The sequence below is a fragment of the Winogradskyella arenosi genome (assembly GCF_003337305.1).
GTDB lineage: Bacteria > Bacteroidota > Bacteroidia > Flavobacteriales > Flavobacteriaceae > Winogradskyella > Winogradskyella arenosi.
The window spans coordinates 440,723-463,786 of the sequence record NZ_QPJO01000003.1; the positions used below are offsets into that span (position 1 = coordinate 440,723).

At 34.6% G+C, this 23,064-nt stretch carries 20 protein-coding genes and 1 pseudogene; 12 read left to right on the forward strand and 9 right to left on the reverse strand.

Features of this window, described 5'->3' with window-relative positions:
* Nucleotide 1: 1 nt before the first annotated feature.
* Nucleotides 2-364 (reverse strand): CoA-binding protein, encoded by a 363-nt coding sequence (locus DFQ08_RS11030; protein ID WP_114310074.1) that lies wholly within the window; start codon nt 362-364, stop codon nt 2-4.
* 108 nt (nt 365-472) lie between these two features.
* Between DFQ08_RS11030 and DFQ08_RS11035 the strand changes: the two genes are divergently transcribed.
* The gene (locus DFQ08_RS11035) at nt 473-2,917 is read left to right on the forward strand and encodes an outer membrane beta-barrel family protein (protein WP_114310075.1); all 2,445 of its coding nucleotides are present in this window, start codon (nt 473-475) and stop codon (nt 2,915-2,917) included.
* A gap of 260 nt (nt 2,918-3,177) precedes the next feature.
* Here DFQ08_RS11035 and DFQ08_RS11040 read toward each other — a convergent pair whose 3' ends face one another.
* From DFQ08_RS11040 to DFQ08_RS11055, 4 genes are all read right to left on the reverse strand, one after another.
* The gene (locus DFQ08_RS11040) at nt 3,178-3,990 is read right to left on the reverse strand and encodes an SDR family oxidoreductase (protein ID WP_114310076.1); all 813 of its coding nucleotides are present in this window, start codon (nt 3,988-3,990) and stop codon (nt 3,178-3,180) included.
* A gap of 43 nt (nt 3,991-4,033) precedes the next feature.
* Nucleotides 4,034-5,128, reverse strand: coding sequence for a type I phosphomannose isomerase catalytic subunit (locus DFQ08_RS11045; protein ID WP_114310077.1), 1,095 nt, complete (start codon nt 5,126-5,128; stop codon nt 4,034-4,036).
* Between the two features lie 24 nt (nt 5,129-5,152).
* The gene (locus DFQ08_RS11050; RefSeq protein WP_114310078.1) at nt 5,153-6,427 is read right to left on the reverse strand and encodes an Nramp family divalent metal transporter; all 1,275 of its coding nucleotides are present in this window, start codon (nt 6,425-6,427) and stop codon (nt 5,153-5,155) included.
* Nucleotides 6,428-6,647: 220 nt separating this feature from the next.
* On the reverse strand, nt 6,648-7,658 hold the full coding sequence (locus tag DFQ08_RS11055; RefSeq protein WP_114310079.1) for a 3-oxoacyl-ACP synthase III family protein: 1,011 nt from the start codon (nt 7,656-7,658) through the stop codon (nt 6,648-6,650).
* 239 nt (nt 7,659-7,897) lie between these two features.
* Between DFQ08_RS11055 and htpG the strand changes: the two genes are divergently transcribed.
* The 6 genes and pseudogenes from htpG (at nt 7,898) to DFQ08_RS11085 (ending at nt 15,279) form a co-directional block, all read left to right on the forward strand.
* Entirely contained in the window at nt 7,898-9,811 is a 1,914-nt protein-coding gene (gene htpG, locus DFQ08_RS11060) for a molecular chaperone HtpG (RefSeq protein WP_114310080.1), read from the forward strand.
* A 399-nt stretch (nt 9,812-10,210) separates the two neighbouring features.
* Entirely contained in the window at nt 10,211-10,795 is a 585-nt protein-coding gene (locus DFQ08_RS11065) for a Crp/Fnr family transcriptional regulator (RefSeq protein ID WP_114310081.1), read from the forward strand.
* 482 nt (nt 10,796-11,277) lie between these two features.
* Nucleotides 11,278-11,917: pseudogene (locus tag DFQ08_RS11070) on the forward strand (biotin carboxylase N-terminal domain-containing protein); the annotation flags it as partial.
* Between the two features lie 192 nt (nt 11,918-12,109).
* The gene (locus DFQ08_RS11075) at nt 12,110-12,790 is read left to right on the forward strand and encodes a DUF4377 domain-containing protein (RefSeq protein ID WP_114310082.1); all 681 of its coding nucleotides are present in this window, start codon (nt 12,110-12,112) and stop codon (nt 12,788-12,790) included.
* Between the two features lie 100 nt (nt 12,791-12,890).
* Nucleotides 12,891-13,847, forward strand: a complete 957-nt coding sequence (rlmF, locus tag DFQ08_RS11080) for a 23S rRNA (adenine(1618)-N(6))-methyltransferase RlmF (RefSeq protein ID WP_114310083.1) — start codon at nt 12,891-12,893, stop codon at nt 13,845-13,847.
* Between the two features lie 193 nt (nt 13,848-14,040).
* A complete protein-coding gene (locus DFQ08_RS11085) occupies nt 14,041-15,279 on the forward strand; it encodes a DEAD/DEAH box helicase (protein ID WP_114310084.1) in 1,239 nt (412 codons plus the stop codon).
* 83 nt (nt 15,280-15,362) lie between these two features.
* On the opposite strand, the gene DFQ08_RS11090 is transcribed toward DFQ08_RS11085, so the two are convergent.
* Genes DFQ08_RS11090 through DFQ08_RS11100 form a run of 3 tightly spaced genes read right to left on the reverse strand, consistent with a single transcriptional unit; the run spans nt 15,363 to nt 17,557 of the window.
* Nucleotides 15,363-16,520 carry a hypothetical protein gene (locus tag DFQ08_RS11090; RefSeq protein WP_114310085.1) on the reverse strand — a complete coding sequence of 386 codons (1,158 nt, stop codon included), beginning with the start codon at nt 16,518-16,520 and terminating at the stop codon, nt 15,363-15,365.
* The gene (locus DFQ08_RS11095) at nt 16,504-17,025 is read right to left on the reverse strand and encodes a hypothetical protein (protein WP_114310086.1); all 522 of its coding nucleotides are present in this window, start codon (nt 17,023-17,025) and stop codon (nt 16,504-16,506) included. The genes DFQ08_RS11090 and DFQ08_RS11095 overlap by 17 nt, the downstream gene beginning before the upstream one ends.
* Entirely contained in the window at nt 17,009-17,557 is a 549-nt protein-coding gene (locus DFQ08_RS11100; protein WP_114310087.1) for an RNA polymerase sigma factor, read from the reverse strand. The genes DFQ08_RS11095 and DFQ08_RS11100 overlap by 17 nt, the downstream gene beginning before the upstream one ends.
* 204 nt (nt 17,558-17,761) lie before the next feature.
* Here DFQ08_RS11100 and DFQ08_RS11105 point away from each other — a divergent pair, with 204 nt between their 5' ends.
* Genes DFQ08_RS11105 through DFQ08_RS11115 form a run of 3 tightly spaced genes read left to right on the forward strand, consistent with a single transcriptional unit; the run spans nt 17,762 to nt 20,316 of the window.
* Nucleotides 17,762-18,739, forward strand: coding sequence for a hypothetical protein (locus tag DFQ08_RS11105; protein WP_114310088.1), 978 nt, complete (start codon nt 17,762-17,764; stop codon nt 18,737-18,739).
* Nucleotides 18,732-19,082 carry a DoxX family protein gene (locus DFQ08_RS11110; protein ID WP_114310089.1) on the forward strand — a complete coding sequence of 117 codons (351 nt, stop codon included), beginning with the start codon at nt 18,732-18,734 and terminating at the stop codon, nt 19,080-19,082. The genes DFQ08_RS11105 and DFQ08_RS11110 overlap by 8 nt, the downstream gene beginning before the upstream one ends.
* 7 nt (nt 19,083-19,089) lie before the next feature.
* Nucleotides 19,090-20,316: an MFS transporter gene (locus tag DFQ08_RS11115; protein WP_114310090.1), complete on the forward strand. Its 1,227-nt coding sequence runs from the start codon at nt 19,090-19,092 to the stop codon at nt 20,314-20,316.
* Here DFQ08_RS11115 and DFQ08_RS11120 read toward each other — a convergent pair.
* Nucleotides 20,261-20,941 (reverse strand): M15 family metallopeptidase, encoded by a 681-nt coding sequence (locus DFQ08_RS11120; protein ID WP_114310091.1) that lies wholly within the window; start codon nt 20,939-20,941, stop codon nt 20,261-20,263. The two genes, DFQ08_RS11115 and DFQ08_RS11120, sit on opposite strands and share 56 nt — an antisense overlap.
* Before the next feature lie 32 nt (nt 20,942-20,973).
* Between DFQ08_RS11120 and DFQ08_RS11125 the strand changes: the two genes are divergently transcribed.
* The gene (locus DFQ08_RS11125; RefSeq protein WP_114310092.1) at nt 20,974-21,588 is read left to right on the forward strand and encodes an alpha-ketoglutarate-dependent dioxygenase AlkB family protein; all 615 of its coding nucleotides are present in this window, start codon (nt 20,974-20,976) and stop codon (nt 21,586-21,588) included.
* A gap of 405 nt (nt 21,589-21,993) precedes the next feature.
* Nucleotides 21,994-22,923, forward strand: a complete 930-nt coding sequence (locus tag DFQ08_RS11130) for an alpha/beta hydrolase (protein WP_114310093.1) — start codon at nt 21,994-21,996, stop codon at nt 22,921-22,923.
* The last annotated feature ends 141 nt before the right edge of the window (nt 22,924-23,064 follow it).

Below are 23,064 nucleotides of genomic sequence, written 5' to 3' on the forward strand. Positions count from 1 at the left end.
TTTAGTACTGATCTGTAGCCAAAAGCACTAAGGTACACGCCACTTCATAAGGAATATTTTGCTGTTCTAGCACATTATAAAATTCAGAATTCTCAGTTCCTGGATTAAAAATTACACGCTTTGGATTTAAGCCCACAATATAATCGTAATATGGTTTTTGACGTTGTGGGTTAAGATACAAGGTCACGGTGTGGATATCTTGGTAAGGCATTAATTCGGTATCAATAGGCACCCCTTCCACTTCACCTGATTTTAAACCAAAGGCTTTGACATCGTGTTGGTAACGTCTTAATCTTTTAATAGCGATATTAGAGTAGCGTTCCGGTTTTAAGGATGCGCCTATAACTAGTGTTCTTTTTGTCATATTGTTAAAGTCGTGTTAAGAAAATATATTTAAGTAACATACCCTAAATATAATCGTCTTCTCTTTATCAAACAATCTTAATACCATCAAATTTAATCAATCTAAACAATGAAACAGTTTTTACTTATGCTTATAATAGCTTCATCAACTCTTATAAGCGCCCAGCCAGCGGCTCATTCAGCATTAAAGAATGGCGCTGTATACGGTCGCGTTATCGACGCTGAACTCAACGAACCCTTGCCATATGTTAATATTGTCATTTCAGATATGACAAAAAAAATTATAACAGGAGGAATCACCGACGACGATGGAAAATTCTATATTGATAACCTTCCGGAAGGGAAAATCCTAGTGTCTGTTCAATTTGTAGGCTTTAAAACCACCAACCAAGAAATCACTATTGGAAAAGCAAATTATAAAGTAGATTTAGGAACCATACACTTAGAAGAAGCATCCACAGGCTTAGACGAAGTTACTGTTATAGCCGATGTCTCTTCTATTCAACAACGTGTAGACCGCAAAGTTATTACCATCGGAAAAGATTTACAAACCGCCGGTGCCACAGCGAGTGAGATAATGAATAATCTTCCAGCCGTAAGCGTAGATCAACAAACGGGAGCACTAAGTTTACGTGGCAATCAGAATGTACGCGTTATGGTAGACGGAAAATTATCTAATATTCCGGCGGAACAATTACTAAAACAGATCCCTTCAACCTCTATTAAAAGTATTGAGCTTATTACCAATCCTTCAGCAAAATACAATCCTGAAGGGATGAGTGGTATTATTAATATTATCCTCCACAAAAACACACAAATTGGCTTTAATGGTAATATTAACGTTGGCTTAGCTTATGATATAGAACCAAAATTCAACAGCTCTATAGACGCCAATTACCGTAACGGGAAATTAAATTTCTACGGGTCTTACAGCAATAGTGTGGCTAAAAATGTTAACTACGGACAGATTAATCGTGTGGAACAAAACATTGCACAGAATTTTAATATTTTAAACAATAATAAATCGCACCTCTTTAAAGTAGGGCTTGATTATTACCTTAACGACAAGAACACACTTTCAGTTTTTACCAATCAGAATATTTTTGATGCTTGGAGTGATGTGTATTCGAGTATTGACTACCGTACTAATCCTACTTTAGATGAATCGCAATACACCAGAGGTGATAACGATAACGACTCACAACAATACAATCTGAATTATAAGCACGACTTTAATGAAGAAGGGCACAATATTGAGTTTGAAGCTGATTTCAATACATACAACGGCCTTACGGACACGAGTAACGCTTTTTACAACTCGCAACGCCCTAATTTCATTGAAGAAACCCACACAGACCGAAGCAATACCACATTAAATTTAGATTACGTTAATCCGTTAACGGAGGCTACAAAATTAGAGCTTGGCTTACAAGTACGTTTATTTGATACAGAATTATTTTATGAATCTGATGCGCGTGAAACCAATGCCAATGGCGATTACATCCCAACAACCACACGTTTTGATTATACCAGAGATATTTATTCTGCCTATGCCACTTACGGCACTAAAAAAGAAAAATGGAGTTATCAACTTGGCTTAAGGGCGGAATCTGTTTATGTAGATTCTGATGCTTTTAAACAAGATTTAGCGTCTAATGACGTTTTAAATATTCCTTTTGAAAACAACTATTTTGAGTTGTATCCGTCGGCCTTTTTCACGTATAGCCCTTCAGAAAAAAACAGCTATCAATTGAGTTATAGCCGACGTATAGATCGTCCGGGGATTGGGCAAGTTAACCCTTTACCAGAATGGAATACCCCATTAATATCACAATTTGGAAATCAGGAATTACGTCCACAATTCACGAATTCTATAGAGGCCAACTATACCCGACAGTTAGAAAAAGGTAGCCTTACTGCAGGTTTATTTTACAGAATTATTGAAGATGAAATTCAGCAAGCCATTCTTATAGATCGTACAGACATCAACCGATTGATTATGACCAATCTTAATTTTGACAACAGTACGGCTTACGGAGTTGAAGTATCTTCTAACTACCGTCCAACGTCTTGGTGGAGTGTAAATGCAAGTTTTGATTTGTATGCACAATCTCAGAAAAGTTTAGCAGAGTCTTTTGATGAAGATCAGAATATTCTATTAAATACGGTGAAGGTTGATAATGTTGCTTGGAGCGCTAGAGCTTTCAATAACTTTAAAATTAGTAAAAGTTTTAGTCTTTCGGCCTTCGGAATGTATCGCGGAAAAAACCAAAATATACAATTTGAAATGGAAGATATGCTTATGGTTAACTTAGGGCTTCGTTATACGTTTATGGAGAATAGAGCAAATTTCAGCTTTAGTTATAACGACATTTTTGATACGATGTATGCGGCATTCGAAAGCGCGCGTCCTTATGCGCAACAAGGGCAATTTAATTGGGAGAGTCAACAAATCTCTGCACGTTTATCTTACCGTTTTGGAGGGGGTAACTATAGAGCCAAGTCTAGAAAACAACGTGATAACGATGTGAAAGAAGGTGGCGGTATGTTTTAATCTAAGTCCGCCAAATACACTCTAAATCGGCAATTATCACATTTATGTAATGGACCGTAATCGTTTTCTTTATACTGTTAAATACGCGTTAAATGCGAAAAACGATGTAATAAAAATGAATTTCTAACGTCTTAAGCTATATAGTTTTTAAGTAATAAGATTATAAATTAATTTTTATAATAGTGTTAGTTAAGGTTGGTTAATAGCTGAAAAGCCCAAACGTTTCGTTTGGGCTTTTTAAGTTTTAAAAGTGTTGTGTTTTAAACACCACTGTAGGCACTAAACCCACCATCAACCGGAACAACTATTCCGGTTACAAATTTTGAAGCCTCTGAACAGAGGTAATGTATAGCCCCGTTAAGTTCATCTGCCTCACCAAAACGTCCCATTGGCGTGTTTCTTATAATGGTATGACCTCTATCGGTATAAGTCCCATCTTCATTAGTAAGGAGTGCACGGTTTTGGTTTCCTATAAAAAATCCTGGTGCTACAGCGTTAACACGCATACCTTCGCCATATTTCTGAGCCAATTCTACTGACATCCATTTTGTAAAATTATCTATAGCTGCTTTTGATGCCGAGTAGCCCATTACTCTAGTAATCACCCTATCGGCTGCCATAGAAGACATATTAATAATAGTTCCTTTTTTATGCTTAGACATTTCTTTACCAAAGACCAAAGACGGAAGAATACTGCCAAATAAATTCAGATCTATAACCTGTTTAAATTGCTCTATATCTACATCAAAAACTGATTGACCTGGAGCCACCGTTGCGCCTGGCTTATTACCACCAGCGGCATTAATAAGCACATCAATTTTTCCATATTTAGCCATTATAGTGCTAGCCACTTCTTGAAGACTTTCCTCCTCTACCACATTACATACATAGCCATCAACCTTATCACTTATAGCTTTAAATTCATGGATTCGTTCTAATAAAGGAGTTTCCTTATAATGTAATAAGATTACGGTTGCCTTATTTTCTAATAAGTATTTTGCAATACCACCACCGAGAACACCACAAGCTCCCGTAACAAGAATTATTTGATCTTCTAAATTAAATAAATTCATTTTATATTTTTATTTTCTTTTGATTTGTGAATTGTTAAGCTGTTTAATTTGGCGGGTAACACAGTAAAATTTTAGAAGCGGTGTCTGATTTAAACGTGAGCTCTGAAATTGCTGCTGAAATAAAAATCTCATCCCCTTGTGTGTAGGAATAGGTTTTGCCATTACAGATCATTTGTCCTGCACCGGAATAAATAACCGCCACATAAAAACAAGCATTACCTTTTATAGTGTGTTCCCCATTTAATAGAAGCTCACTTAAACCAAAGCAATTGGTATGCTTAATATTGAATAAGGTTTTAAGCGTATATGCTTCTGTTTGTTCTAAAACTTCAGGTTCAATTTTCCATTCGTTTAAAGCTTCCTCCATAGTAAAGGTGTCGTAGTGAAAACATTCTAACATTTTCGCTTCTCCAACCCCTTGATGAATTAACTCCGGGCCAATTTTTAATCCTGCTGGTGTTGTTTTTTCAACACGCATGGTATAATCTGTAGGCTCTTGTACCTCCATTAAAAAACAACCCGCACCAATAGCATGTGGTACACCACCATAAATCATAAAAGCATCGCCAGGTTGTACTTCTATTTTATGCAAACAATCTAGCATTCCTTCAATATCTTGATTTTCAAAATGCGTTTGCCATAGCGCTTTTGTAACATGCTTTTTAAAGCCCATGTACACCACACTTTTTTTACCATTAATTTCCCTGGTATTCAACACATACCAAGATTCTGTTTTTCCAAATTCAGAATTAAACACGGTTTTAGCATACGCCTTATCCGGATGTACTTGCACGGTTAAACGTTCCATAGAATCGAGCATTTTTATCAATACGCCAGTAGTGCCGTACTTTTTAGCCAGGCCTTCACCTAAATATAATTCCTTATTGGCCTTTATTAGTTCTTTTAAAGAAAACGTACCCTCCGGGGTTTCAATTAGAGAAAGGCCTTCATTTTCGGGCCTACCATTTCCACGAGCCGTCACGGTAGACATAATCCACTGCTCTGGCATCTGCCCATCTGTTTCAGGGCTATGGTTTTTCCAACGGTCAATTAAGGCACCGCCTTCGTAAGTTCTCCAAACGCGATTAGACTTTTGTTTTAAAGGTATATGGGCGTATTTCTGTAAATCTTTACTCATGGGTTTGTAATCTCTTAAAACTTATTAGTGTACAAAATCTATAAATCCAACTAAAGCGACATATAACATATAGCAGTTAAAAATAAACGTCGCTCCCAAGGCAAGGTTCATACCTAGCTTAGGCAGATGCGATGTCATCAGTTGAGATTTATTCAGTAAAATTATTAAAAACAAGGTGATTAATGGCATAACAAAAGGACTTAGTGCTTGCGAGGCAATTAAAATCCAAACCGGTTTTCCGCCTAAAAAAGGCACAATTAAACCCGTTAATGCTACGAGCACCACAATACCTTTAAATAATGGTCTTTTCATATTTCGTGGTGTATTGCTATAGTCTGCAATTAACCAAGGAAATAGTAATAAGTTAGGAAATATTGACGATAAGCCTGCTCCTATGATCCCTAATGTAAATAAGGTGAGAGCAAAATCGCCTGCCCACGGACCTAATGCTGCCATTAAGTCGGTAGCATCATCAACAGGTGTGCCTTTAAAATACAGGGTTCCTGTAGCACTTATCATTATAGCAAGACTAATTAAAAAAGTCATAACCATAGCAGAAAGTGCATCTTTATTTTCTTTCTTTAAATCGTTTAAGCCCCATTTTTCTTCATGGACTAAAATACTACGGGATGCTAAACAAACCCCAGCCATTGTGGTACCTACAATCCCGGCAATTATTAAACCTGTATTATCACCGATAGGCAACTCCGGAAAGAAATCTACAATAGACTTCCCAGACTCTTTTATGACCATAAAACTGGTAAATACAAAAGCCAAGGCCATAAAGCCCACCATAACACTCATCGCTTTAATAAAATTCTCGTGTTTCCCCGTCCAGAACAAACCTATTAACAAGGCCGTAAATAAAGCTGCTATAGCAGGTTTGTTTAAAAACGAAATGGATGTTTTTACGGCAATCCATTCCATAGACACCTCTGCCACCACGCCCATGACGCCAATAACAGAAGAAATAATAGATACAACTAAGGCGGTAATAATAAATAAGGTTATGGGTTTACCAAAATTCTTTTTAAATAAAAACATCAGCGTATCACCTGTAACAATAGTAAGTTTACTAATGGAGATTAAAAGGAAATAGGTAAAAAAACAAGAAAGCAATAAGGCCCAAGAGAGACTTAAGCCAAATTTAGCCCCAGAGACCACCATGGAGGTGACGCTTCCGGTTCCTACGACATAGCCAATGATAAAAAAGGCAGGGCCAAAATCTTTAATTTTCTTTTTTAATTTACTCGCAAAAGTGGGAGGACTCGTATCCATAATTTTGTTGTTCGGGTTCATTAGTTTATCGTCTTAAAATCACGACACAAAATTTCAATATGCTATTGAAAAGTAGAGAATGCGTTCGATGTGATTCATTTTCAAGAGGTCAAGATATAAAATTAGAACACAAAAACGATGGTATACATCGTATTAATAACAAATAAACCTGACCCGTAGAAACAGGTCAGGTTTGTAAATAGTTTTAGGATAGGTAGAACGCTTACTTATAAAAATTTTCTTACCATTTTATAACCGCACTTCCCCAAGTAAACCCACTACCGAAAGCGGCTAACACAACAGTATCTCCAGTTTTAATTTTTCCTTCTTCCCAAGCTTCGGTTAAAGCAATAGGAATAGACGCTGCTGTTGTATTTCCATATTTCTGAATGTTATTAAACACTTGGTCATCTGCCAATTTAAATTTCTTCTGAATGAACTGAGCGATACGCAGATTAGCTTGATGCGGAATTAACATATCAATAGCCGAAACCTCCATTTTATTTTTGGCTAAGCCTTCCATAATGACTTCGCTAAAACGAATCACGGCATTTTTAAACACAAACTGCCCATTCATATGTGGAAAGTAACTTTCATCATTAGGATCATTATCCGCAATAATATCACTTACCCAACGTTTCCCCATTCCGGGTGCAACCAACACTAATTCTTCAGCATGTTCCCCTTCAGAATGCAGGTGTGTGGATAAAATTCCTTTACTGTTATTCTCTTCTCGGGTTAATACCGCAGCACCAGCTCCGTCACCAAAAATTACAGAAACACCTCTTCCTCGAGTGGTTTTATCTAAACCAAAAGAGTGCAACTCACTACCAATAACTAAGATGTTTTTATACATCCCTGTTTTTATAAAATTATCAGCGACTGAAATAGCATATATAAATCCAGAACATTGGTTACGGACGTCGAGTGCTCCTACGGTTTTAATTCCTAAAGCATGTTGCACTTGTACCCCAGGACCAGGAAAATACATATCAGGACTTAAGGTTGCAAAAATAATAAAATCAATATCATCTTTATCAATTCCGGCACGCTCAATAGCCACTTTAGCAGCTTTTACGCCCATCGTTGCAGTGGTATCGTCACTCCCCTTTTCTACCCAACGACGCTCTTTTATCCCTGTGCGCTCTTGGATCCAAGCATCGTTAGTGTCCATCATTTTAGACAAATCGTCATTAGTGACCACGTTGTCGGGCACGTATTTACCTAAACCAATTATTTTTGAATTATACATGTGTCGTTTATTTAAGTTCAGCAATCGCTCTATTATAATATTCTAAAACAAAGCTAATCTTTTCGGAGTTACCATAGATTTAGTTGGACTTATATTTATTATGCACGCATAATACAAAACTTAAGCTTACGGTATATTAACAACACTTTTGTATATGTCATCTTGTCACAATTATTGTCTTGGTATTTTATTTGACTATAGCTAATCGTTCAAATTAATTATACAAAAAACTATATATCATGACAAAAGGAAGTATTAATGTATCGGTAGAGAATATCTTTCCGTTAATTAAAAAGTTCTTATACAGCGATCACGAAATCTTTTTACGTGAGCTTATTAGTAATGGTACAGATGCCACGCTAAAATTAAAACACCTTACAAGTATAGGGGAATCTAAATCTGAATATGGAAATCCACAAATTGAAGTAAAGATTGATAAAGAAGGTAAAAAACTTCATATTATTGATCAAGGTTTAGGAATGACTGCTGAAGAAGTAGAAAAATACATTAATCAAGTGGCTTTTTCTGGTGCTGAAGAGTTTTTAGATAAGTACAAGGATTCTGCACAAGATTCTGGAATTATAGGTCACTTTGGTCTTGGGTTCTACTCTGCATTTATGGTTGCTGAGAAGGTAGAGATTATTACAAAATCACATACTGGAGCTGAGGCGGCACATTGGACTTGTGATGGCTCTCCTGAGTTTACTTTAGAACCTTCTGATAAAGCAGATAGAGGAACTGAAATTATTCTTCATATTGCTGACGATTCTACTGAGTTTTTAGAAGAACAAAGAATCAGCGCTTTATTAAACAAGTATAACAAGTTTATGCCTATTCCAATTAAATTTGGAACTAAGGAAATTAACGATCCAGATTTTACACCGGAAACGACTACAGATGCTGAAGGTAAAGAGACCACTGAGCCTCATAAACAAATTACTGTTGATAACATTATTAACAACCCTAACCCAGCGTGGACAAAACAACCTACAGAGTTAGAGGCAGAAGACTATAAAGGCTTCTACAGAGAATTGTACCCAATGCAATTTGAAGAGCCTTTATTCCATATCCATTTAAATGTTGATTATCCGTTCAACTTAACGGGAATTTTATATTTCCCTAAGATGACCAACGATATGAACATTCAAAAGGATAAAATTCAACTGTATCAAAACCAAGTATACGTAACAGATAATGTTGAAGGTATTGTTCCTGAATTTTTAACCATGCTTCGTGGTGTTATTGATTCTCCAGACATTCCATTAAACGTATCGCGTTCTTACTTACAAGCCGATGGTGCTGTAAAGAAAATTTCTTCTTATATCACGCGCAAGGTTGCAGATAAATTAAAATCACTATTCAACAGCAATAGAGAAGATTTTGAAGCAAAATGGGATGATATAAAAATTGTTATCGAATACGGAATGCTTTCTGAAGAAAAATTCTTTGAAAAAGCAGATGCTTTCGCATTATATCCAAGTGTAGATGGTAAGTTCTATACTTACGAAGAATTATATAATAAAACTAAAGCGAACCAAACCGATAAAGACGGTAAGCTTGTTATACTTTACGCCTCTAACAAAGACCAACAGCACAGCTATATTGAAGCTGCCAAAGCTAAAGGTTATGAAGTATTAATGCTAGACTCTCCTATTGTATCGCATTTAATTCAGAAATTAGAATCGTCTAAAGAAAACATTTCTTTTGCACGTGTTGATGGAGATCATATCGACAACTTAATTAAAAAAGAAGAAACTACGATTTCTAAATTAACGGAAGAGCAACAAACCACTTTAGACACCCTTTTAAAAGAGGTTGTTCCTTCTGAAAAATTCACGGTACAATTAGAGGCTATGGATAGTGATGCTTCACCATTTATCATTACCCAACCTGAATTTATGCGTAGAATGAAAGAAATGCAACAGACCGGTGGAGGTGGTGGTATGAATATGTTTGGTAACATGCCAGAGATATACAACCTTATTGTTAACACCAATTCGCCTTTAGTTGGTGATATTTTAGAAGCGGACTCTAAAGAAGACAAAGAACGTTTAATTACGCAAAGTTTAGACTTAGCACGTTTATCACAAGGTCTTTTAAAAGGTGAAGAGTTAACCAATTTTATTAAACGTAGTTACGAATTATTAAAATAAATAGGTTTTTATTACCTTTATTTTAAATCGATAAATATTCTATTTTAGTAAAACAGTTGTAAAGAAAAAACCACTTTGCTCATGCAAAGTGGTTTTTTTATGAGTTAAATAAATGTATTCTGCTATGTTCCTGTGAAAACTTGAACTTGCCCGGGCTATAATCGCTGAGCTAGTTACTGGTGCTATGATATTGACGCTAATTTTTATTACTTAAAAAGAGATGTCTAAGTTTTAAAACTCAGCATATAGTTAACTTTCTAAATTCCCAAAAAATAATTATCTTTTTTTTAATTGAATTATTCAAATAACTAACAGTTAAACGTATTAAAATATGCATCAACGATACAATAACCTCATTTAAAATTATTTACATACCTTAACCTATTAACATAACTAAAAGTGCAACACCATCACTCCATCATTCAAGAAATCTTTAAAGGCGTATCACTCTCAAATGATGAACTCGATGCTATAGCACCATTATTTGAGAAAGAAACTTACAAAAAAGGGGCTATTATTTTTAAGGCCAATGACACCGTTAACGATCAATACTATATTTATGAAGGCTGTTTAAGAACATATCATATAGATGATGCAGGAAAAGAACACACGGTTCAATTTGGTATAAAAGACTGGTGGATTACAGATTTTATAGGTTATTTTTCCAATTGTAAAGCTATAATGACCCTTGAAGTCATTGAAGATGCTATAGTTTATAAAATCTCTAATAAAAACAAAGACTATTTATACACTAACTTCCCTCAAATACAAAATTTTATCGTCAAAAAACTTGAAGGTGCCTATGCGGCTTTTCAAAAACGAATCATTCTCAGTCTTTCGCAATCAGCAAAAGCACGTTATCTTATTTTTTTAGATACGCATAGCGATTTAGAAAAGAAATTAAAAAACTACCATATTGCCTCGTATTTAGGTATTACCACAGAAAGCCTGAGTCGCATTAGAAAAGAGCTTTATAATCATTAAATCTAATTTATTAACATACATCAATTTTTTACTAATTAAAAAGTATTAATTTTGCCCTTGTACAAAACCCTAATAAATTTGTACACAGATGTTTCCCTAGGATTAATAGCAAAAAATCGCAAGTTTAAGTTCTTGCGATTTTTTTTTACAAGTTATTCTTCTTCCCATATTTTTAAACCATAGGGCACGGCACATAAGAATTCAATCTTTCTTTGTTATTAAAAAGTCCGTTTGCTTTCTCGTTAAATGCAATGGTCTTAACAGACAGCAACGAATCCCTTCCGCATAAAACATTTGTAAATCTTACAATTCAGATGCAAAAAAATATCATTCATAGCATTAAACAAGTTCATCTCACTTTATACCACCCAAAATATAACAAACTAAAAATCAAGACATAATTTCTTATTTTCAAACCCGATTGATTAATATTTTCCGTAACTTAAAAAAATCGCACATCATAAAATAGACGCTTTTAAATGATGAAAATTAAAAAGATATTAGTTGCCAACCGAAGTGAAATTACCATTCGCGTGCTAAGTGCTTATACGGAATTAAATATCGCTACGGTTGCGGTATATACCTACGAGGATTGTTATTCTCAGCTCCGGAATAAAGCCGATGAATCTTACCAAATAGGTGAAGACTACGAGCCTTTAAAACCCCATTTAGATATTAAAGAGATTATTGGTTTAGCAAAGCGCAAACATGTCGATGCCATCCATCCGGGATATGGTTTTTTATCTGAAAATTCAGAATTTGCTAGACGTTGCGCCGAAAATAATATTGTTTTTATAGGACCCGATCCCGAAGTCATGGACGGATGCCTTAGGCTATAAAATAACAGCAAAGAAGATCGCCGTAAAATGTCAAGTCCCTATCATAGAAAGCAACCAAAATAGCCTAACCTCATTAAAAGTTGCACTTTATGAAGCCAATACCATTGGTTAACCCCTAATACTTAAAGCCGCATCAGGCGGTGGTGGTCGTGGAATGCGTGTGGTGCGAAATAACAAAGATTTAGAACAACATTTTGACTCCGCTAAATACGAAGCCTTAAATGCCTTTGGTGATAACACAATGCTCTCAGAGAAATATATAGAAAACCCAAAGCATATTGAATTTCTATATACGAGTAATTTATAAGTGACTTTATTATGAAGTTCACCTGAATATTTTCAAGCAAACACTATAGTCAATTACAAATCAAAACCTTAGTACATAGTGCCACATATTCTAACATTTATTTAACAACAGCATCTTAGCATTGGCAAGACTTTTGAAATTTAAGCCATATAACCAATACTTATATTTATGACCCTATTAAAAACCTTTCCTTTTTTTATTTTCACAATGATGCTTAGCGCTTGTGGTACTACAAAACAAACCACAGAAACCTATTGGGTGAATAGCGCAAAAGTAAATTGTGATGCTGGCGCCGGGAAAACAACTTGCTTACAATGGAGCCAAACTGAAAATTACGAAAATGCAGAATGGTCTAACTTATATACCCCTATTAAAGGCTTTACTTTTGAACCTGGCTATCTTCAAAAGATTGAAGTTTTAAAAACAACTTTAGATAAAAGTAGCACGCCTGCAGACGCCTCTTCACTACACTACGAGTTGGTGAAGGTTTTAGAGAAAAAACAAGATCTTAAATTAGCCATTCACGATATTTGGGTGGCGACCCATATTAATAAAGAAGTCATTACCGCGACTCCAAAAGTTCCAACGCTTGAGATCAATACCACTAAAATGCAAGTCTACGGTACTAATGGCTGTAACAATTATACCGGTCAAATTAAAAAGATAAACTCCGACACCATTAATTTTGGCGCCATGGCGTCCACAAAAAAGATGTGTATGAATATGACCATCCCCGATCGTTTTGATAAAGCCCTGCAGTCCATTACAACCTACAAAAAGGAAGCTAATACCTTAATTTTTTTCAATGCTTTAGGCGAAGAGGTTTTAAAATTTAAAAAAGGCGATTAGGATGTTTTCAAATTGAATTTTAAATAATTGGGTTATTTGGGCTAAGGTCTAATAACCCAATTTCTTTTCCACTACCTTTGTACCTTTAAATTAACATGTATTGGAAAAGAAAAAACAACATCCACAAGTAAAATCAGAACTTCATCCTAGAAGCCAACACCGCACACGCTATAATTTTGAAGCCTTAATAAAGAGCTCACCAGAATTAGCTAAATATGTTGCGCCGAATAAATACGGAGATGAATCTGTAGATTTTTTCAATCCTGCTGCTGTAAAAGCCTTGAATAAAGCTTTATTAATTCACCATTACGGTTTAGAGTACTGGGATATTCCTGAGCATTATTTGTGTCCTCCAATTCCAGGACGTGCTGACTACATTCATAATATTGCTGATTTACTTAAAGGCAACCAATCTGAAATTCCTAAAGGAAAACACATTAAAGGTCTAGACATTGGGGTTGGCGCCAATTGCATATACCCTATTATTGGACAGCATGAATATGGTTGGTCTTTTATAGGTAGTGATACTGATGAAACAGCTATAAGTTCTGCGAAAACTATTGAGCAGAAAAATTACAAACTGCGATCTACCTTAGAAATAAGACGTCAAGAAAAGTCTAATAACTTTTTTTACGACATTTTAAAACCTGAAGAAAAAGTAGATTTCACCATTTGTAACCCTCCTTTTCATGCCTCTGCAGAAGACGCGCAAAAAGCAAGCCTTAAAAAGCAAAAAAACTTAAAAGGAAAACGCCCTAATAAAGTCCTTTTAAATTTTGGCGGACAACACAATGAATTATGGACTAAAGGTGGTGAAGCGCGTTTTGTAAAAGACATGATTTATGAAAGTAAACACTTTGGAAAACAATGTTTTTGGTTTACAAGCTTAATTTCAAAAGAAGCTACTTTAAAACCGACTTATAAAATTTTAGAAAAAGTAAATGCGACTGCCGTAAAAACTATTGAAATGGGACAAGGCCATAAAATTAGTAGGTTTATCGCTTGGACTTTTTTAACGGAACAAGAACAAAACGACTGGATAAAAGAGCGTTGGTAGAACGACTTTGTCACTTCGAGTGTTCCGATTTTTCTATCGGAATGTACCGAGAAGCTATTGAAACAAATTGGTTCTCGATACTATATGCTCATATTTCACAAATAACGCAAACTAACGTGATTTGTAATTTTACAATTTTTAAATCAAAGTTTGAATTCACAAATATTCTACCTTTGTAATAAATACAAAACCTATGTCATTTAAAGACTTACATCTTATTAAGCCAATCCTAAAAGCTGTTGAAGCTTCAGGTTATATAGCACCAACTTTAGTACAACAACGTGCTATTCCTTTTATTCTAGATCGTAAAGACGTCATTGTTTCAGCACAAACCGGAACCGGAAAAACAGCGGCTTTTGCGTTGCCTATCTTGCAAAATCTTTTTGATAAACAAGATGCGCCTAAGAAAGGTAAAAAAATAAAGGCTTTAATTTTAAATCCAACAAGAGAATTAGCTATACAAATTCAAAAGAATTTCAACACCTACGCAGAGTTCACTAATCTCACCTCTTTAGTGGTTTTTGGTGGCGCTTCCATAGAACCTCAAATTGACGTCCTAAAAAAAGGGATCGATATTTTGGTGGCTACACCAGGGCGTTTGCTCGATTTGCACAAACAAGATTATATTAATCTCGACTATGTTGAAACTTTAGTTTTAGATGAAGCCGATCTCATGTTAGACATGGGATTTATAGACGATGTTAAAAAAATTGAGCGTTTGTGTCCTAATGACAAACAAAGCTTATTATTCTCGGCAACGATTCCGGATAAAATTGAAGACTTAGCCACCTCAATCTTAAAAACTCCTGAACGTATTGATGTTACACCAACCAAATCGGTAGCAAAAGATGTAAGTCAGATCTTGTATTATGTTCCTAAACAAAGTAAAATAGAATTGTGTTTACACTTAATGCGCAATACTATTGAAGGCAATGTCCTTATTTTTAGACGTACCAAATATGGGGTAGATAAGCTTGAAAAAACGCTATCTAAAAATGGTTATGCTGTAAATAGTATTCATGGGGATAAAAATCAAAGCGATAGACAAACCGCTTTAAACAAGTTTAAAAATGGCTATGTAAAAATATTGATTGCTACAGATGTGGCCGCGCGTGGTATTGACATTAATGAGCTAGATAATGTGCTTAATTTTGATATGCCAAATGTTGCAGAAACCTATGTGCACCGTATAGGACGAACAGGAAGAGCCGGCCATGTTGGCAAGGCTTATTCTATGTGCTCTGCAGATGAAAAGACCTATGTAAAAACCATACAAAATGCGATCAATGTTCAAATTCCTGTAGAGACGGAACACCCTTATCCTTTAGATCCTAAGGCAAAACCTATTGTACACAAAAAGCAAGGTGGCAGTAAATATAAAAAAGGGCGTAAAAGCGAAGCTTCTAAAAAGAAAAAAAAGCGTTGGTATTAAATTAGTTGTTGGTTGTTAATAAAAAAAAAACAAAAAGCACTTAGATTTTCTAAGTGCTTTTTGTTTTAAGTAAACATTATTATTTATTCTTCTATCTCAATAAAATCCTCAGCAAATCTTATGATACCGTGAACTGAATTAATTTGGATTTTGTTTGGGCTTGTTTCCTCCCCAATTACCATCATTTTTGAAGATTCATTTTTACGACTTGGTGGAACATCAGCACTTGTAAAACCCACATTATGAAAGGTATCATGACCAAAGGTTTCAATATAATAATCAATTTCCTCAGGATAAAAAAGATTGATTTCAGAGTACTCTGTATTCATAATAAATGTACCAAAATCATTAGAAAAATTATGAATCCAAAATTTACTGTTAAAATCAACAATTTTAACATCTTCACCTATTTCTCCTATTTTAGTCGTTGAAAATTCACTATCTATAGTTAGATTTTTTATCTCAGCAATTTGAACTTCATCTACATGAGTAAACCTATAAGAACCTCTATTTAAAGTATTAGATCTAAAACTTCCATTGACAATATCAAAATTATTTAACGGATTTTGTATACTTTGAAATTTTAAATCTGTGTTTCTTGCATTTACGTTTATTTGACCTTCTAAGTCTAGTTTAAACGTCATGTTAGAATTAACTGCCATAAGTCTTATATTTAAATGAGAAGGTATTTTTATTGTAAAATTGGTTCTCAATATTTTTACATGTTTAGAATTAATTTTTCTTTTCTCTCCCTTATCATCAACCTCTCTTAAATTCTTTAGATACTCTTTTAGACTTTTCCCTCTAGAACTACTATTAATCTCTAAAAAATACTGTTTAGACTTCCTAAACATCTTAGTTGTTGGTTCTTTAAAGTTAATATAATCACCTTCAAAAGTAATTCCATAAAGTGTTTCTATAGAATAAGTAACATCACCAGATATGTTATTCCCTTTACTTTTAAACTCTAATTTATCATTTACAATTTGTGATTCTGGTTTAATTACTTTTAAAATTTTATCAATTTCTTTACTTGAATAGTTTTCAAATTCAATGGTATAATCAAAATGAACTTTATTATCGTCGGATGCTCCAATTTCTACAAAAGTTCCTTCTAAATCTAAAACTAAGTTTTTCAGGTTTGTTGCATCATAGCTCTTTTTAAATATATCCTTAATTTGAGATTGAACAGGTAATGATGTGATGAGCATCATAGCCGTAATTTTAAATAGTGTTTTCATACTGTTCGTTGTTTTGATTTAATATTCTGATGTGATTCTGTATATCTTTCAAAATTTGAAGTCGCGTTTGAAGGTTTTCGACTAAGGCTTCAATGACTAAAATGTTATTTGAATCGTCTTTAAATTGAACAGATATCGCTTTATAATCTGCATCTAAATCTTTCAGTTTTTTTCTAAACCGTTCTACCAAAACAGGATCATCTGACAGAGCTATAAAATTTTGCCATTCGGTTTCAATATCAGCCAAATATTCAGCTTCTACGGACTCAATCTGTGCTACAATTGGTGACGGTGAATCTTGGTTGACATAGGATTCTATATCCACCACATTAAAGCCAATGGTTAAGGCGATAATTAAAATAACCGCTACACCTAACCACGCATAAGGATGTTGTTTGGGTTGGGACTGTTTTTTAAGCTTATCGGAAAATTCTGTTCTATGATGTTTAGGAAGCGTTTTTAAATCGTCTTCCTCACTAAATAAGGTTCTAATATCTTGCTTCATTGTACTTGTGTTTTAATAAGTCTTGTAATTTTAACTTGCCACGTCTTAAATGAGTTCGCGATGTTTTTACGGGAATTTCTAAGATCTCAGAAATCTCTTCGTGATCATAGCCTTCCAGCAAATAAAGTTGCACGACTACCTTATGTTTTTCATTGAGTTGAACAATGGCATCTAAAATTTCTTGCTTTGTAATTGCCGCATCAAATTGCCAGTCATCCTCATTTATAATGTCTAATTCTGAAACCTCAACAGCGTCAAATTCGAGTTTATTTTTCTTTAAAACATCTAAACACTGATTAATGATAATACGCTTTAACCAGGCTCCAAATGTCGCTTCCGGTTTGTATGTTTTTATATTTTTAAATGCTTTTAGAAATCCGTCTTGCATCACATCTTTAGCATCTTCTTCATTTTTAAGATAACGACAGGCTATAGTAAACATCGCCTGTGCATAGGCATCATAAACTTGCAGTTGCGCAAGGTCATTTCCTTTTTTGCAAAGCGTAATAAGTTTAGGCTCTAATTTTTGCATTGGTTTGGTTAGCGGTTTCTATTTTAAAAACGATAGAAAAGTATTGAGGTTTCAAATTATCATAAAAAAATTCAATTCCTTAAATTTTTCAGAATTTAATAGGCTTTTATTGTAATGCCGAATTTATTTCAGCATCTTTAGTCTTTACCCCTAATGATATTGCGCTTGGTAACCCTAGCTTAAAACCTTAAAAAAAAATTCAATATGTATAAAACACTCGTCCTATTCCTATGTTTTGGATCTTGCGTATTTGCACAAACCACCATTAAAGACAGTATCACATCGTATCCTGTGAGTTATGCCACCATTTCTTTCGGAAACGGCAATGGTCTTTTCGCAGATGATGAAGGCCAGTTTATTTTTACTGAAAAATTATACCCCGATATCGATTCGCTTTTTATATCGGCTTTAGGTTTTAAAGACTTAAACATCGCCACGAAAAATCTTCCCAAACAACTCCTTATGCAACCACAGGCCCATTTGTTAGACGCCGTGATTATTGCGAATAAAAAAGATCGAAAATATAAAGAGGAAAAGTTAAAACCTTATTTAGATGACGACTACTACAAATGCTGGTTACCCACTATAGAATCTGAAATTGCAGTCTATTTCCCTAAAACCACCACTAAAGATCAAAAACTCTCTGAAGTTTTATTTCCTATAGCCTTAGAATCTAAAGATTGGAGCAAGAGAAAACGTTCTAATAGCGAAAAGAAAAAATTTTCAACCTTATTTAAAGTCAAATTTTATCAGAATAATAATGGGTTTCCAGGTAAGGTTTTAACGTATGAAACGACTGTCTTTAGAGCCACAGAAAAAGAGGGTGACGTGTATCAATTAGATGTTGACGACTTAGATATCCATATTCCTGAAGATGGTTTTTTTGTATCACTTCAGGTTTTAGGCTACACCAATAAAGACGGTAAGTTATTGCCCAATAAAAAGTATAAGGAAATTGTTTCTAAATCTGGAGATGTGATAAAAATCCCTACTAATTTTAGACCATTATTACCTTTTACAGATGAAATTGAGTCGAAAAACACCTTTATTAAACGTGTGTTTATCAATGGAAATAATTGGGTGAAATTTGACAAAGGCAACAAATTCACCTCAACGTTACTCGATAAAGGTTTGTTTAACTATGGCATTGGTCTTACCTATAAAACGTATAAAGATGAATAATTCCATTATTGGCATGGCCGCCATGTATATCATTGCTGGCCTAATGCATTTTATAAGACCTAAATCTTATATGCGCATTATGCCTAGATACTTGCCTAACCATAAAGCTTTAGTCTATCTCAGCGGTGCGGCTGAAATAATTTTAGGTATTGGCTTGTGCTTTCCCGAACTAAAAAACTATGCGATTTACGGTATCATAGCTATGCTTGCCGTTTTTCTATTGGTGCATTTTTATATGTTGTCTGGAGAAAAAGCTTCTGCAGGCCTCCCAAAATGGATTTTAATTTTACGTATTCCCCTTCAATTTGGATTGATGTATTGGGCTTGGTATTATCTAAATTAAAAGTGTTTTGAAAGCTCAAAAACAGTCGTGGATTTTAGCCATTATTATTGGAGCACAGTTTTGCTGCACCTCATTATGGTTTGCAGGAAACGCTGTTACAGATAACTTGCTTCAGCATTTTAACCTTAACACAGAAGCATTAGGAAATATGAGTTCTGCCGTGCAATTTGGTTTTATTGCCGGATCCTTTGTTTTTGCTGTTTTAACCTTAAGTGATCGTTATTCACCATCACGAATTTTCTGTATAAGCGCCTTTTTCGGAGCGCTATGTAATCTAGGATTGCTCTTAGCGAGTAACACGATGTTCTCCCTGTTAGCATTTCGGTTTTTCACCGGATTAAGTTTGGCCGGTATCTATCCGGTTGGGATGAAAATTGCCGCAGATCATTTTGAAAAAGGCTTAGGAAAATCTTTAAGTTTCTTAATTGCCGCATTAGTTTTAGGCACCGCCTTCCCCTACTTTATACAATCTTTTAATGTTAATATTTCTTGGGAAACCGTGATTTGGGCGACCTCGTCCTTAGCCACTTTTGGAGGTTTATTAATTCTGTTTTTCGTCCCTAACGGACCTTACCAAAAGCTTGCAAATCAATTTGAAGTCTCTAAAATCTTTAAGGTCTTTAAAAATTCTAGCTTTCGTTCAGCAGCCTTCGGCTATTTTGGTCATATGTGGGAACTCTATGCTTTTTGGACCTTTGTCCCTGCTTTGTTAGTGCTGCATCAAAAATTTCAAAATGTAGAATTAAACATCCCGCTGTATGCCTTTCTAATTATAGCTTCTGGAAGCCTATCTTGTATCTTAGGCGGTTTTATTTCTAACCGAATTGGTGTTAAAAAAACAGCTGTTTTAGCCTTGAGCCTTTCAGGATTATGTTGCCTACTCTCTCCGCTGTTTATCATTTTTACACCAACAGCAGTATTTTTAAGTTTTGTAGTGCTTTGGAGTATGGCGGTTATAGCAGATTCTCCCTTATTTTCCACTTTAGTCGCTAAAAATTGTGACGCACAATCCATAGGAACGGCTTTAACTATTGTAAACTGTTTGGGCTACAGCATCACCATTATAAGTATTCAACTTTTAAACCTTCTCATCTTAAATTCTGAATGGGCACCCTATGCTTTTGTAATCCTAGCATTAGGTCCCGTAATTGGACTCTTTCATTTAAGGCAAAAGCCATTTATTCCACATCAAAATCAAAATAAGTCTTTGGGTAAGATTCCCAACGCAAAGTAAAATGCCACCACTCTTTAGCATAGCTTCTAAAATTATGTTTTAGCATCACCGTTTGTAATAACTGTCGGTTTTTCTTTTGAATTTCGGTTAAAGACTCATGCGTCACCCAAGATTCATGCCCAAAAAAATCATAAGGACTTCCCATATCTAAAGGTTCACCCGTTTGCCCATCAATAATGGTTAAATCTACTGTACTCCCACGGCTATGTCCGGAGCGTGAAGCGATATACCCCGAATTAAATAAGTTTCTTTTTTTTACTTCCGGATAAAATTCAGATTTATTAAGCGTATCATTTAAATCGCGTGCCCATCTAATAAAATGATTTACCGCTTTTTGAGGTCTATACCCATCATACACTTTTAAACACAGGTTTTGCTCTTGCAATTCCTCTTGAACGCGTTTTAATTTTTCAGCTGTACCTTTGGTAAGTATTAATTGGTTAGCATGATACCCATCAATAGTATCACCAACAAAATTATGAGTGGTATAATACCTTAACTCAACATCTAAATCAGGAATTAGTGAAGACACATAGACAAAACCTTCCGGCAACTTGTTACTTTTCTGAAAACTAAAGGAGATTCCTATAAAGATCGTGAGATAAATGAGCGTTTTATAATTCATTGTGAAGCATTAATTTAGTCAAAAATAAAACTATGAATCTATTTTCGGAAGCGAAACAACACTTTAAACGACCTCAAGCCGAATTAATTTATGTTCCACAATTTTTTTCTAAAGCAGAAGCAGACCGTTTATTACAACAATTGAAAATAGAAATCCCATGGCAACAGGATGACATTACCCTCTTTGGAAAAACCTATAAACAACCCCGTTTAACCGCCTTATACGGTACCACCCAAAAGCCGTACAGCTATTCTAATATTACTATGCACCCCAAGCCTTTAACCGAGACCTTAGACACTATAAAAACCAAGGTTGAAACGTTTAGTGCTACTCCGTTTAATACAATTTTAGCCAATTTATACCGCGATGGTAATGACAGCAACGGTTGGCATTCTGATAATGAAAAAGAATTAGGTATTAACCCCGTAATTGCTTCCCTTAGTTTTGGCGCTGAACGTCCGTTTCATTTTAAACATAAAACGATAAAAACGGAACGTCATAAGCTAGTATTAGAACATGGAAGTTTATTACTCATGAAAGGTGAAATGCAACACTTTTGGCGACATCAAATTGCTAAGACAAAGCAACCGATTACGGAAAGAATTAATTTAACGTTTAGAGCACTTATAACACCTTCAGAGCATTAAAATTATCGTGTAAAAAAAAGTGTATAAAAACAAAAAACCGAGATCCCTCAATCTCGGTTTTCGTTTATTTGCTTTATAATATGCTGGTAGATTCAGGGTCTCTAAGCCATCGCAACATACGGCAAATATTAATTAATTAATCCATTGAACTAAAACTAAATCTTAGTACGAGTCAAATATATAATTCATTTCGTTGCGCGCAGATAAAAAACATATTTAATCGATGAAATACATATAATTTTAACAACTTACGACCAAATAACCTATTTTACCGATAAAAAGTAACTCAACAAAATTGAATATAGAGTTAAAAATGTGCTTATAAGTTCTTAAAAAAATGAAAACTTTGCATAAAATTCACCCGTTATCAATTAACTTTAAACACTCATTAAAACATTATAATAAATGAAAGCTTATATATTTTTTATTTGTATTGTTCTAAGTCGTTTGGTATTTAGCCAAGAGCCCCCGTTTACTGAAGAAGAATTATCCATTTCGCACTGGATTGATGGGACTCTGTTAACACCAAAAGAAACAGAAGCATCTAACTTAGCGATTATAATTGCAGGATCTGGTCCTACCAATAGAGATGGCAACCAAAATTTCCTTAAAAACAATGCTTTAAAAAAATTAGCAGAAGAACTCAGCAAACAAGGCATTGCTACTTTTAGATTTGATAAACGAGTGGTGAAACAAATTAGACAGAATAATGTAGATAACAACATGATGTTTGACGATTTTGTAACTGATGCCACAGATGTTCTCGATTATTTCATAGAAAAAAACAGCTATAACAATATTTATATTATAGGTCACAGTCAAGGCAGCCTAGTAGGAATGCTAGCTGCTAAAAACAAAGCCGACGGTTTTATTTCGTTAGCCGGGGCCGGGAATAATATTGGGGACGTATTAGTAGAACAAATTACAAAAACAGCTCCGATGTTTACTGTAGATACAAAACGTGTCGTTGACAGTTTAAAGGCCGGAAAAACCACTACAGATTATCCCGTAGCTTTAGCCTCAATTTTTAATGCCGATTTACAACCCTTTATGATAAATTGGATATCTTATTCGCCTACCGAAATTCTAAAAGACCTTGATATGCCTATACTTATTATTAACGGCACTAAAGACCTTCAAGTATCAGTAGATGAAGCCGAGCTTTTAAAAGCGGCAAACCCTAAAGCAGAATTGGTCCTTATTGAAAACATGAACCATGTCTTATTTGAAATCGAAGGTGGTGATTTAGAAAACTCTAAATCTTACAATGAATCGTTTAGACCAATCTCACCACAACTCATTGAACAGATTAGTAATTTTATAAGTAAGAAATAAAGCTTATTAACATTCTATAATCATAACAAAAAAAGCATCACTCTAGTGATGCTTTTTCTAACTAACCAACCATAATAATGTTACGATATTGTATAGGTTACACTTTGGTAACTATCATAATTCACATTATATCATATAGTA

Coding starts and splice junctions, on each gene's coding strand:
- DFQ08_RS11030 (WP_114310074.1), bottom strand. CDS start 364: ATGACAAAAAGAACACTAGTTATAGGCGCATCCTTAAAACCGGAACGC.
- DFQ08_RS11035 (WP_114310075.1), top strand. CDS start 473: ATGAAACAGTTTTTACTTATGCTTATAATAGCTTCATCAACTCTTATA.
- DFQ08_RS11040 (WP_114310076.1), bottom strand. CDS start 3,990: ATGAATTTATTTAATTTAGAAGATCAAATAATTCTTGTTACGGGAGCT.
- DFQ08_RS11045 (WP_114310077.1), bottom strand. CDS start 5,128: ATGAGTAAAGATTTACAGAAATACGCCCATATACCTTTAAAACAAAAG.
- DFQ08_RS11050 (WP_114310078.1), bottom strand. CDS start 6,427: ATGAACCCGAACAACAAAATTATGGATACGAGTCCTCCCACTTTTGCG.
- DFQ08_RS11055 (WP_114310079.1), bottom strand. CDS start 7,658: ATGTATAATTCAAAAATAATTGGTTTAGGTAAATACGTGCCCGACAAC.
- htpG (WP_114310080.1), top strand. CDS start 7,898: ATGACAAAAGGAAGTATTAATGTATCGGTAGAGAATATCTTTCCGTTA.
- DFQ08_RS11075 (WP_114310082.1), top strand. CDS start 12,110: ATGACCCTATTAAAAACCTTTCCTTTTTTTATTTTCACAATGATGCTT.
- DFQ08_RS11085 (WP_114310084.1), top strand. CDS start 14,041: ATGTCATTTAAAGACTTACATCTTATTAAGCCAATCCTAAAAGCTGTT.
- DFQ08_RS11090 (WP_114310085.1), bottom strand. CDS start 16,520: ATGAAAACACTATTTAAAATTACGGCTATGATGCTCATCACATCATTA.
- DFQ08_RS11095 (WP_114310086.1), bottom strand. CDS start 17,025: ATGAAGCAAGATATTAGAACCTTATTTAGTGAGGAAGACGATTTAAAA.
- DFQ08_RS11100 (WP_114310087.1), bottom strand. CDS start 17,557: ATGCAAAAATTAGAGCCTAAACTTATTACGCTTTGCAAAAAAGGAAAT.
- DFQ08_RS11105 (WP_114310088.1), top strand. CDS start 17,762: ATGTATAAAACACTCGTCCTATTCCTATGTTTTGGATCTTGCGTATTT.
- DFQ08_RS11110 (WP_114310089.1), top strand. CDS start 18,732: ATGAATAATTCCATTATTGGCATGGCCGCCATGTATATCATTGCTGGC.
- DFQ08_RS11120 (WP_114310091.1), bottom strand. CDS start 20,941: ATGAATTATAAAACGCTCATTTATCTCACGATCTTTATAGGAATCTCC.
- DFQ08_RS11125 (WP_114310092.1), top strand. CDS start 20,974: ATGAATCTATTTTCGGAAGCGAAACAACACTTTAAACGACCTCAAGCC.
- DFQ08_RS11130 (WP_114310093.1), top strand. CDS start 21,994: ATGAAAGCTTATATATTTTTTATTTGTATTGTTCTAAGTCGTTTGGTA.